The organism is Falsiroseomonas stagni DSM 19981 (assembly GCF_900114315.1).
Lineage (GTDB): Bacteria > Pseudomonadota > Alphaproteobacteria > Acetobacterales > Acetobacteraceae > Falsiroseomonas > Falsiroseomonas stagni.
Window position 1 is genome coordinate 82752 of sequence record NZ_FOSQ01000008.1, and the last position, 10598, is coordinate 93349.

Annotated in this window: 9 protein-coding genes; 5 read left to right on the forward strand and 4 right to left on the reverse strand. The window is 70.5% G+C overall.

The window, feature by feature from the left end:
* The first annotated feature begins 83 nt into the window (after positions 1-83).
* Positions 84-1928 carry an AI-2E family transporter gene (locus BM041_RS19325; RefSeq protein ID WP_175534030.1) on the forward strand — a complete coding sequence of 615 codons (1845 nt, stop codon included), beginning with the start codon at positions 84-86 and terminating at the stop codon, positions 1926-1928.
* Here the strand turns inward: BM041_RS19325 and BM041_RS19330 are convergent.
* From BM041_RS19330 to BM041_RS19340, 3 genes are all read right to left on the reverse strand, one after another.
* Positions 1925-2506: an HD domain-containing protein gene (locus BM041_RS19330; RefSeq protein ID WP_092961541.1), complete on the reverse strand. Its 582-nt coding sequence runs from the start codon at positions 2504-2506 to the stop codon at positions 1925-1927. The two genes, BM041_RS19325 and BM041_RS19330, sit on opposite strands and share 4 nt — an antisense overlap.
* A 260-nt stretch (positions 2507-2766) precedes the next feature.
* Complete coding sequence (locus BM041_RS19335; protein ID WP_092961542.1) at positions 2767-3942, reverse strand: UxaA family hydrolase; 1176 nt, start codon at positions 3940-3942, stop codon at positions 2767-2769.
* A gap of 13 nt (positions 3943-3955) precedes the next feature.
* On the reverse strand, positions 3956-4240 hold the full coding sequence (locus BM041_RS19340) for a UxaA family hydrolase (RefSeq protein ID WP_092961543.1): 285 nt from the start codon (positions 4238-4240) through the stop codon (positions 3956-3958).
* A 137-nt stretch (positions 4241-4377) separates the two neighbouring features.
* Here BM041_RS19340 and BM041_RS19345 point away from each other — a divergent pair, with 137 nt between their 5' ends.
* From BM041_RS19345 to BM041_RS19355, 3 genes are all read left to right on the forward strand, one after another.
* Positions 4378-5244 carry a branched-chain amino acid aminotransferase gene (locus tag BM041_RS19345; protein WP_092961544.1) on the forward strand — a complete coding sequence of 289 codons (867 nt, stop codon included), beginning with the start codon at positions 4378-4380 and terminating at the stop codon, positions 5242-5244.
* A gap of 171 nt (positions 5245-5415) precedes the next feature.
* Complete coding sequence (locus BM041_RS19350) at positions 5416-6375, forward strand: response regulator (protein ID WP_175534031.1); 960 nt, start codon at positions 5416-5418, stop codon at positions 6373-6375.
* A gap of 4 nt (positions 6376-6379) precedes the next feature.
* Positions 6380-8974, forward strand: a complete 2595-nt coding sequence (locus tag BM041_RS19355; protein WP_092961546.1) for a hybrid sensor histidine kinase/response regulator — start codon at positions 6380-6382, stop codon at positions 8972-8974.
* Between the two features lie 7 nt (positions 8975-8981).
* On the opposite strand, the gene BM041_RS19360 is transcribed toward BM041_RS19355, so the two are convergent.
* On the reverse strand, positions 8982-9896 hold the full coding sequence (locus BM041_RS19360) for a PfkB family carbohydrate kinase (RefSeq protein ID WP_175534032.1): 915 nt from the start codon (positions 9894-9896) through the stop codon (positions 8982-8984).
* Positions 9897-9957: 61 nt separating this feature from the next.
* On the opposite strand from BM041_RS19360, the gene BM041_RS19365 reads away from it, so the two are divergent.
* Positions 9958-10593, forward strand: coding sequence for an RluA family pseudouridine synthase (locus tag BM041_RS19365; protein WP_245762163.1), 636 nt, complete (start codon positions 9958-9960; stop codon positions 10591-10593).
* Positions 10594-10598: the final 5 nt, after the last annotated feature.

The following is a 10598-nucleotide window of genomic DNA, read 5'->3' on the forward strand; positions in this document are numbered from 1 at the left end:
GCCCATCCGCATGGGGTCGGAGAACCCGACCAGTGCGCGCGCGTTCCGGTCGGGCAGGCCGCGCCGAGGACCACCCAGACCCGATGCCAGACTTCCCGAGTTCCTCCCGCCGCCGCATCCCCGCGGCCGGCCTGCCGCAGGATGGCGCGACGATCGCGCAGGCGGCGCTGGTCGTCGTCGCCGTGCTCTACTTCGCGCGCGACCTGCTGGTGCCGCTGGCGCTGGCCATCCTGCTGTCCTTCATCCTGGCGCCGATCGCCCGCGCGCTGCGCCGCTGGGGCCTGCCGCGGGTGCCGGGGGTGATCCTGTCCGTGCTGGCGGCGGTGCTGGTGCTGGCGTCGCTCGGCCTGGTGATGGGGCGGCAGCTGGCGGAACTCGCCGCCGAACTGCCGGCCTACCAGGCGGAGGTGACGCGCAAGCTCGCCTCCATCAATGCCAGCGGGGGGCTGGTGGAACGGGCGCAGGCGATGCTGCGCGGGCTGTCGAACGGCGTGGAGCGGGAGCCGCGCGCGCCCCTGCCACGCGGGCTTCACGCGGAGGCGGTGCAGCCCATCCCGGTCGAGATCCGCCAGCCCGACCCGGCGGCGCTGGAGACGCTGCAGAACGTGCTGGCGCCACTGGTCACGCCGCTCGCCACCGCTGGCATCGTCATCGTGCTGGTGATCTTCGTGCTGCTGTACCGGGAGGATCTGCGCGACCGCGTGATCCGCCTGGTGGGCGCGCGGGACCTGCATCGCACGGTGGCCGCGATGGATGACGCGGCCTACCGGCTTTCGCGCTTCTTCCTGGCGCAGACGGCGCTCAACGCCGCCTTCGGCGCCTTCATGGGCATGGCGCTCTTCGCCATCGGCGTGCCGCAGCCCATCCTGTGGGGCATCCTGGCCGGGCTGATGCGCTTCGTGCCCTTCGTCGGCACCTTCGTGGCCGTCGCCTTCCCGCTGCTGCTGGCGCTGGCCACCGATCCCGGCTGGACCATGCCCATCATGGTCCTGATCCTCTTCGCGATCGGAGAGGGCGCCATGGGGCAGGTGGTGGAGCCGATGGTCTTCGGCCATTCCACGGGGCTGTCGCCCATCGCCATCATCGCCGCCGCCACCTTCTGGACCTGGCTCTGGGGCCCTGTCGGCCTGCTGGTGGCGGTGCCGCTGACGGTCTGCCTGGTGGTGCTCGGCAAGCATGTGGACCGGCTGGAGTTCCTCGAAGTGGCACTGGGGGACCGGCCGCCGCTCGACCCGCCGGAGACCTTCTACCAGCGCGCCCTGATGGGCGATGCGGATGGGCTGGAGGAGCAGGCGGAGATGGTGCTGCGCGATGCCGCGCTGTCCGCCTACTACGACACCGTGGCGCTGCCGGCGCTGGCGCTGGCGCAGGGCGATGCGCTGCGCGGCGGCGTGGCGGAGGAACGCATCCTGGCCGTCCATGCCCGCGTCGCCGCGCTGCTGGAGGATCTGGAGGAGGAGGAGGAAGGACCGCCGGAGAAGCCGCTGACGGACCCCGCCTCCGACCTGCCGCCGCCCATAATGGCCCAGGCGCCGGCCAGCCTGGTGGGCCCGGGCAGCGTGCTGTGCCTGCCCGGCCGCGGGCCCTTCGACGATGCGGCGGCGATGATGCTGGCGCAGGTGCTGCGCAAGCGCGGCATCGGCGCGGTGGTGGCGCCGCCGGAATTGCTGCGCGGGGAGGTGACGGGCTTCGACCTCCGCCTGGTGCGGCAGGCCTGGCTCTGCGCGGTGGAGGGCGGTTCCTCCTCCGCCGCCGCGCGCTATCTGCTGCGGCGGCTGCGCCGGCGGATGCCGGAGGCGCAGATCTGCGCCATGGTGGCCTGCGCGGGGCCCGAAGCGCGGCTGCCGGCGGCGCTGCGGGCGGAGGCGGCGGTGGCGGTGGAGCCCGGGATCGCGGCGGCGGTGAAGGCGGCGATGCGGATCGGCTAGCCTTCAAGCCGGCGCAGCGTCGCCTCGATGTTGCGGCGCGCGCGCTTCTCCCGGTCCAGGTAGAAGCGGTCGGTGCGGTAGATGCGGTCCCGCCACAGCAGCATGCGCAGCGCGGCGATGCGGCCGAATTCGAAGCGGTCATCGGGCAGGTGGGCGAATTCGCGGCGGATCGCGGCCTCATACGCATCGTAGCGGGCGGGCGGTTCGCCCAGGATCGCGTTGTCCATGTCGAGCAGCAGGCAGGCATCGCCGCGCAGCGAGGGATCGTCGGTCTCCGGCAGTTCCTGGCGCGTGACGGCGTGGATCAGCGCCTCCGCCCGGCCGAGCATATGCGGCGGCATGAGGGGCGTGAGGTGGCGGCGCATGAGCGCGATGGAGGCTTCCGCCTGGCCGGGCACGGCGCGGTCGAAGACGGCGCTGTGGAACATGGTGGCGATGATGAAGGCGGGCCTGTCGGCGATGGCGGCGGCGATGTCCTCTGCCATGGCGAGGATGCCGGCCACGCGGTTCCAGTCATGCCAGGCGCGGTGCGGCTCCGCATGGCGGTGCCGGAGATCGGCGAGGATGGCGGGGGTCATGGCGATTGTATAGCGCGGCGGCGGGCGGGCGGCACGCGGGTGATACGGGGAAGGCGCTGCCTTCCCCACGCCCCATCCGCCCAGGGGGAAGACGGGGGCCGTGACGGCCCTGGACCGTCATCAGTGAAAAAACCTGGCGGTCCAGGGTCGCCTTCGACCCTGGCGTGGGGGTGAAGGGGGAGTGGAACTCCCCCTTCAATCCGCCAGAAACCCCCGATGTGTGATTGCCCTAGCCCCGATGGAGGGAGAGGGCTCAACCATCAGGCGCTTTCGTAGATGCGGGTCAGGCTGAATTCGCGGTGGCCGAGGATCTCGGCGGCCGTGAGTTCGCCATCGGCGGTGCGCAGCATGCAGTCCAGCAGCGCCTCACCGGCATCGTCCATGTTCATCCGCTTCTGCAGCAGGCCCGTGACATCCACGTCGATGTGTTCGGACATGGTGCGCTGGGTGCGCGGGTTGGCGGTGATCTTGATGACGGGGACGATCGGGTTGCCGATCACGTTGCCCTGGCCCGTCGGGAAGAAATGCACCGCGTAGCCGGAAGCGGCGCAGAGCGTCACCATCTCCGCGGCCGCGGAGCTGCTGTCCATGAACCAGAGGCCGGAATGGGTCGGCGCCTCCGCCTTGTCCAGCACGCCATCGACCAGGCACTTCTTGCCGATCTTCTGGATGTTGCCGAGGGCCTTCTCCTCGATGGTGGTCAGGCCACCCTCGATGTTGCCCTTGGTGGGCTGGCTGTCGGAAAGATCGCTGGTCTTGTTCTTCTCGACGATCGCCTGGTAGCGGTCGAACATCGCCTGGAACTGCGTGCGAATCTCCGGCGTGCGGCAGCGCGCGGCGACCAGGTGCTCGCCACCCGTCAGCTCCGTCGTCTCGCCGAACACCAGCGTATTGCCGTTCTCCCAGAGCTTGTCGAAGGCATTGCCGTTGGTGGGGCAGGAGGCGAGGCCGGAGGTGGTGTCGCTCTCCCCGCACTTCGTCGAGACCCAGAGATCGACCACGGGCGCCTTGGTCTTCTTCAGCTTCGACGCGTGCTTCACCATGCGGTAGGCCGCGCGCGACGCGCGGGCGATGGTGTTGATGTCGCCATGCTGCTCGATGCCGAAGAACTCGACCGGCTTGCCGGTGGCGGCGATGCCTTCCGCGATCTTGCCCGCCCAGCCCGGCTCGATGCCGATCACGACGACGCCGGCGACATTCGGGTTGGAGCCCGTGCCGATCAATGTACGAAAGTGCAGTTCAAGGTCGTAGCCGAATTGCAGGCGGCCATAGGCGTGCGGGATCGCCATGCAGCCCTTGATGTTGTTGGCCACGGCCTCGCACGCCGCGTTGGACAGATCGTCCACGGGGAGGAGGAGGACGTGGTTGCGCACGCCCATGCGGCCATTCTCGCGCCGCCAGCCTTCGAAGCTGGCGTTCTTCAGGTCGATGCCCATGATGCCGCCCCCCTTACCAGCGCTTCGTCTTGACGTTGTGGACATGGGCGTGTTCGCCCGCGCCGATATCGGCGACGGCACGGCCGATATCGATGCCGTACTTGATGATGGTGTCGCCCTTGGCGATCGACCGGATCGCCAGCTTGTGACCGATGGGGATGTCGTTCCGGGCCTGGAACTCGATCATCTTGTCCTGGTCCATGATCCAGCCCGTCAGCGGCGTGCCGGCCGTCAGGCCTTCCACGACCACGACGCCCACGCTGTCACCTTCGTCATGGACGACGAAATGTATCGTCATCGCGCTCCCCCCGAGAAATTCGTGCTGCCGCGCAGCCTAGGCGGGAGCCAGCCCCCCTTCAACCCGCCCCCTTCTACGAACCCCCGGGGATGTGCCATGCAGGGGGCAGGAAACACCAGCACAAGGGATCGGACGCCATGGCGGGCGTATACTGGTACGGCGGCATCTGGTTCACCGAGGAGCCGAAGATCCTCGGCCCGATGGACCACGCCTTCTGGCTGGGCTCCGTGATCTTCGATGGCGGGCGGTCCTTCGGCGGCGTGGCGCCGGACCTCGACCTGCATTCGGCCCGCGCGGTGCAATCCGCGCGCAACATGCTGATGAAGCCCACCATGACGGCCGCGCAGATCGAGGAATTGTGCCGCGAGGGCATCCGCCGCATGGGGCCGGAGGCGGAACTCTACATCCGCCCCATGTTCTTCGTGCGCAAGGGGCTCGGCGCCGCGCGGCCCGATCCGGACAGCACGGATTTCATCCTGGCGATCTATGACAGCCCGCTGCCGCCCTACAAGGGCTTCAGCGCCTGCATGGCGCCCCAGCGCCGCCCCGCGCCCGACCAGGCGCCGACGGATGCCAAGGCGGCCGCGCTCTATCCCAACGGGTCCCGCGCCGCGCTCTTCGCGCAGCAGAAGGGGTTCGACAATGCGGTGGTCTGCGACCCCATCGGCAATGTCGCGGAATTCGCCAGCGCGAACCTGATGCTGGCCAAGGGCGGCCGCGTCATCACCCCCGCGCCGAACGGCACCTTCCTGGCCGGCATCACCCGCGCCCGCGTCATCGCCCTGCTGCGCGACGCCGGCGTGGTGGTGGAGGAACGCGCGGTGAAGCCGGAGGAATTGCTGGAGGCGGACGAGATCTTCTCCACCGGCAACTACGGCAAGGTGCTGCCCTGCACCAACTACGAAGGCCGCGCCATGCAGCCAGGGCCGCTCGCCCAGAAGGCAAGGACGCTCTACTTCGACTGGGCGGAGCAGCACTGGCGCGTGCTGCCGAAGGTCGGCTGAACCGGCCAGCCGGTAACGCCAGGGTGAACGCTTCGCCCCGGCGTTAAGATGACAGTTACGGGCGTCCCCGATCTCTGCCAGGGGACGCCAGCATGGCCGCGCCATGCCCGAGGCGTCCCCGACCCAACCCCGCGCGCCATCCGTCGGCGCACGGGATTGCCAGGGACCGCCATGCCCAGCGAATTCGCCCGATTGACGATCCTCGTCGTGGATGACGACCCGACCATGCGGTCCGTCATCACCAGCGCGCTGCGCGCGGCCGGCTGCAACCAGGTGCGCCAGGCCTCCAATGGCGAACAGGCGCTGAACATCGTCCGCCAATCCCAGATCGACCTCATCACCTGCGACTGCCAGATGGCGCCGGTGGATGGGCTCACCTTCGTGCGGCGCCTGCGCGAATTGCCGGAGGGCGCCAGCAAGCCCGTGGTGATGCTGACGGCGAACAACCGGCCGGAGGATGCCTGGGCGGGGCGGGAGCTCAAGGTCTCCGCCTGGCTGGTCAAGCCGATCACGCCGCAGGCCGTCATCAAGCGCGTCGCCGGCGTGCTGGGGCTGAACATCGGCACGGCCGATGTGCCGGAGGATGTGCTGACCGCCCTGGCCGATGCCTATGAGAAGCGGCTGCCGAACGAGATCCAGACGCTGGAAGGCATCGCCGCGCGCCTGCCCGCGCGGCCCGAGCATTTCAACATGACCATCCAGGACCTGGTGCGGCGCCTGCATGTGGTGAAGGGCCAGGCGGGCACGCTGGGCTACGCGCTGCTGGGGTCGGTCGCCGGGGAGGTACATGACGTGCTGCAGGAGGCCGAGCGCATCCTGGACGATGGCGACACCTTCCGGCCCGAGCTGATCCGGCTGGTGGAAAGCGGCTTCAAGGTGATGCGGCTGATCGTGGACCGCAATGTGCGCGGCACGGCGGGCGCGGTCGGCGCCAAGGTGCTGTCGGACATCGCCGCCTTCGCGCGGCCGCTGCACGCCCGCATCGTGGCCGCGGCCGAGGCGGCGGAAGCGGCCGAGCGCCAGCGGCGCGACCACCATTCGGACGTGCTGCTGGCCTCCGAACAGCACCGGCTGATCGTGGAACGGCGCATCCGGCTGACGCAGGCGGAATTCGCCGAGAAGGACCGGTAGGGGCATGAACGCCATCTCCTCAGCACGCCAGCGCGCCAGCGCCCCGCCACCACGGCGCGCCGGCGTCGTCGCCCTGCTGCGGCCCTGGCTGGCCCTGCCGCTGCTGCTGGCCCTGCTGTGGGTCGGCATCGGCCTGCAGGTGAGGGAGATGGCGCGGCAGACGGAAGCCGCGGCGGAGCGCGACACCGCGAACCTGGCGCGCAGCGTCGAACAGCACATGATCCGCAGCATCGACCAGCTGGACCAGGCACTGCGCTTCATGCAGTCCGCCTACCGGCACGACCCCGCGGGCTTCAACCTGCTGGAATGGACCGACGCCTATTTCGCCGGCGGCGGGCCCACGGTGCAGATCGCGATGATCGGGCCGGATGGGCGGCTGATGGCGTCCGGCCTCAACGGCGCCACGGTGACGACGCCGGTGGACCTGTCGGATCGCGAGCATTTCCGCGTCCATCTCGGCGCCACGGAGGACAGGCTGTTCATCAGCCGGCCGGTGCTGGGGCGCGTCAGCCAGCGGCAGACCATCCAGTTCACCCGCGCGCTGCGCAGCCGCGACGGCGCCTTCGGTGGCGTCATCGTCATCTCGCTCGACCCGGAGCTGCTGTCCGCGCCCTATGACCTGCTGGAACTCGGCGCGGGCGGGCTGCTGCTGGCGGGGACGGATGGCGTGATCCGCGCCTGGGCGCCGCGCGGGACGCAGCCGCAGAGCCAGTTGATCGGCCAGACCCTGCCCGCGCCGATGGCCCGCGCCTTCGCGGCATCGGCCCAGGGCAGCATCCTGGATGACGGGCAGCTGGATGGCGTGAAGCGGCTGCTGAGCTTCCGGCAGGTGGACGATCATCCGCTGGTGGTGGCGGTGGGCGTCGATTTCGGCTCCGCCTTCGCCGATTTCCGCGGCCTGCGCGACCGCTTCGTGATCGCGGGGCTGGTGCTGAGTCTGGCGGTGCTGCTGGTGGGGCCCTTCCTGCTGATGCAGCGGGCGCGGCGCATCCGGTCCGAACACGCGCTGCGGGACACGCTGCGCGGCATGGACCAGGGCGTGGTGATGGCCGGGCTCGATGGCCGCGTGCTGGTGGCCAATCTGCGGGCGGCGGAGCTGCTGGACCTCGACCCGCGGCTGCTGGACCGGGGGCGGCGCATCAAGCCGATCCTGCGGCTGCTGGGCCAGGCGGATATCAGCCACCGCCGCGGCCACCGGCAGCGCGTCTACCTCCGCACCCGCAGCGATGGCAGCCGGGTGGAGACCAAGGCGATCCGCACCGAACAGGGAAGCCTGCTGCTGACCTGCACGGATGTGACGGAACAGCAGGCGGCGATCGCCGCCCAGGCCGCGGCGCGCGCGGCGGCGGAGGCGGCGAGCCGGACCAAATCCGAGTTCCTGGCCAATATGAGCCACGAGATCCGCACGCCGATGAACGGCGTGATCGGCATGATCCAGGTGCTGCGCCATTCCGGCCTGAACCAGCACCAGCGCGACATGTGCGAGGTGATCACGCGGTCCGCGTCATCGCTGCTGACCGTGCTGAACGACATCCTGGACTATTCCAAGCTGGAAGCCGGGCGGCTGGAGCTGGAGCCGAAGCCGGCGCGGCTGGAGGTGCTGGCGCGCGACGTGGCGGAGCTGATGCGCCATGCGGCGGAGGCGAAGTCCATCGGCCTGTGGTTCCAGAACTGGTCCGCCCTGCCGCCGGTGATGATCGACCCGACGCGCATGCGCCAGATCATGTCCAACCTGCTCTCCAACGCCATCAAGTTCAGCGACAAGGGCGAGATCGCCGTGACGCTGGAGGCGGAGCCCGATCCCGCGGCGCCCGACACCCGCGTGCTGGTGCGGCTCTGCGTGGAGGACCAGGGCATCGGCATGTCGGAGGAGGAGGTCTCCCGCCTGTTTGTCCGCTTCACGCAGGTGGACAGTTCATCGACGCGGCGCTTCGGCGGCACGGGCCTCGGCCTCGCCATCACGCGGGACCTGGTGAAGATGATGGGCGGCCACATCGAGGTGAGCAGCCGCCCGGGGCTGGGCAGCGAATTCGTCGTGCACCTGTCCCTGCCCGTCAGCCCGGAGGAGCCGCGGCCGGAGCGCGAGGTGGTGGAGGAGACGGCGCCGGAAGGCCCCGTGCATCACCTCAACATCCTGGTGGCGGAGGATGACGAGGTGAACCGCGTGGTCATCCGGTCGCTCCTGGCGCCGGGCGCGCATGAGGTGACCTTCGCGGAGAACGGGTCGAAGGCCGTGCATGCGGCGCAGGGGGAGCCCTTCGACCTGATCCTGATGGACGTGATGATGCCGGAGATGGACGGGCCCACGGCCACGCGCTGGATCCGGGAGAATCCGGGCCCGAACCGGGAGACGCCGATCATCGCGCTGACCGCCAATGCGATGTCGGGGGACCGGGAACGCTACCTCGGCCTTGGCATGACGGCCTATGTCAGCAAGCCGATCTCGCGGCGGGAATTGTACGCGACGATCGAGACGACGCTGGGCTTCCGGGCTTTCCCGCGCAATGACGCGCCGGTGGAGCGGGCGGAGCCGGAGGCGGAAGTGGCGGATGACCTGGGCAACGCCTTCGACGACCTGCTGGCGGAGCTGAAGGCGTAGGCCCGCTTCATACCGGTTGTTCCAGAAGCAGCTGTTCCAGCATCGCGCGGTCGGGCGTCGCGCCATCCCGCGCGCGCAGGCCGCCGGCGGCGGAGGCGAAGCGCATGGCGCGGTCCACGGGCTGGCCCTCCGCCACCGCCAGCGCATAGGCGCCGTGGAAGACATCGCCGGCGCCGGTGGTGTTGGTGGCCTGGACGCGGAAGGCGGGCGTCACGCGCGGGGTCGGGTCCTCGGCCGTCATCCACAGCGTCCCCTTCTCCCCCCGCGTCACGGCGGCGACCTTGCAGCCATCGGCGATGGCCTTGCGCAGCGCATCCACGGGCTTCAGGCCCGGCGCGTAGTTGCCGAGGCCGGGCTGGGAGAAGACCGCATGGTCCACGCGGGGGATGAGGTCGAGGAGGATGCGCGTCTCGCTCTTCTCCCCGTCGATCACCGTGGGGATCCCCCGCGCGCGGGCGTAGTCCAGCGCGGCGGCGCTGCCTTCGGGCCAGCGCGGGTCGCAGAGGAAGGCCCGGGCCGTGTCCAGCAGATGCAGCGGCAGCCAGGCGGGATCGGTGCCGAGGTTGTCGCCGCGATAGGCGAAGATGCTGCGCTCCCCCACCGGATCCACCAGCACGGCGGAGACCGGGGTGCGGGCATGGGGCGCGCGGCGGCAATGGGCGACGTTGACGCCCTGCGCGGCCAGGGCTTCCAGCAGCGGCGTGCCGTTCAGGTCATCGCCGACGCGGCCCCAGAAGATGCAGTCGCCGCCGAGGCGGCTGACCGCGATGGAGGCATTGGCCGCCAGGCCCCCGGCGCCGAGGGCATAGGAGGTGGCCCGATTCTTCGATGGCGGCTGAACGACCTCCTGGACATGGAAGGTGTGGTCCATCACGACGGAGCCGAGGCAGACCACGATGGGTCGGAGTGCGGGGAGGGTCATGGCGCCCAGGGTTCCATCGCGGGGGGGTTCACGCCAAGCGGCAATTGCGCCGCCCGACTGGTTGCGCGCGCGCATCCTGCATCTGGGGCCGGAGGTGATGGTGCTGGACAAGCCCGCGGGCCTGCCGGTCTCGGCACGGGGCGGGGAGAGCCTGGAGGCGTGGCTGCCGGCGCTGCGCCTCGGCAAGAAGCGGGACCCGCAGCCCGCGCACCGGCTGGACCAGGACACGGCGGGCTGCCTGGTGCTGGGACGCACGGCGCCGATGCTGGCGCGGATCAACGGCCTGTTTGCCGACCGGCGCGTGGCCAAGACCTACTGGGCGGTGGTGCGCGGCGGGCCTGCCGCCGAAGCCGGCGTGATCGATGCGCCCCTGCTGAAGGTGAGCAGCGCGGCGAAGGGCTGGCGGATGGTGGTGGACGCGAAGGGCGATCCCGCGCGCACCGCCTGGCGGGTGCTCGGGCGCGGTGACGGGATCACGCTGCTGGAGATGGCGCCGGAGACGGGACGCACCCACCAGCTGCGCGTGCATTGCGCGCATCTCGGCTGCCCGATCCTGGGGGATGCGATGTATGGCGGCGGCGCCGGGCAGCTGCATCTGCTGGCCCGCGCCATCGCCCTGCCGCTGGAGCCAGCATTGCGGGTGGAGGCGCCGGTGCCCGGGCATATGCGCGCGGCGGTGGCGCGCTGCGGGATGTGACGGGC

Excerpts from the sequence above, each read along its gene's own strand:
- BM041_RS19335 (WP_092961542.1), bottom strand. The coding sequence starts at position 3,942 with ATGGGCATCGACCTGAAGAACGCCAGCTTCGAAGGCTGGCGGCGCGAG.
- BM041_RS19325 (WP_175534030.1), top strand. The coding sequence starts at position 84 with ATGCCAGACTTCCCGAGTTCCTCCCGCCGCCGCATCCCCGCGGCCGGC.
- BM041_RS19360 (WP_175534032.1), bottom strand. The coding sequence starts at position 9,896 with ATGACCCTCCCCGCACTCCGACCCATCGTGGTCTGCCTCGGCTCCGTC.
- BM041_RS19340 (WP_092961543.1), bottom strand. The coding sequence starts at position 4,240 with ATGACGATACATTTCGTCGTCCATGACGAAGGTGACAGCGTGGGCGTC.
- BM041_RS19345 (WP_092961544.1), top strand. The coding sequence starts at position 4,378 with ATGGCGGGCGTATACTGGTACGGCGGCATCTGGTTCACCGAGGAGCCG.
- BM041_RS19350 (WP_175534031.1), top strand. The coding sequence starts at position 5,416 with ATGCCCAGCGAATTCGCCCGATTGACGATCCTCGTCGTGGATGACGAC.
- BM041_RS19330 (WP_092961541.1), bottom strand. The coding sequence starts at position 2,506 with ATGACCCCCGCCATCCTCGCCGATCTCCGGCACCGCCATGCGGAGCCG.
- BM041_RS19355 (WP_092961546.1), top strand. The coding sequence starts at position 6,380 with ATGAACGCCATCTCCTCAGCACGCCAGCGCGCCAGCGCCCCGCCACCA.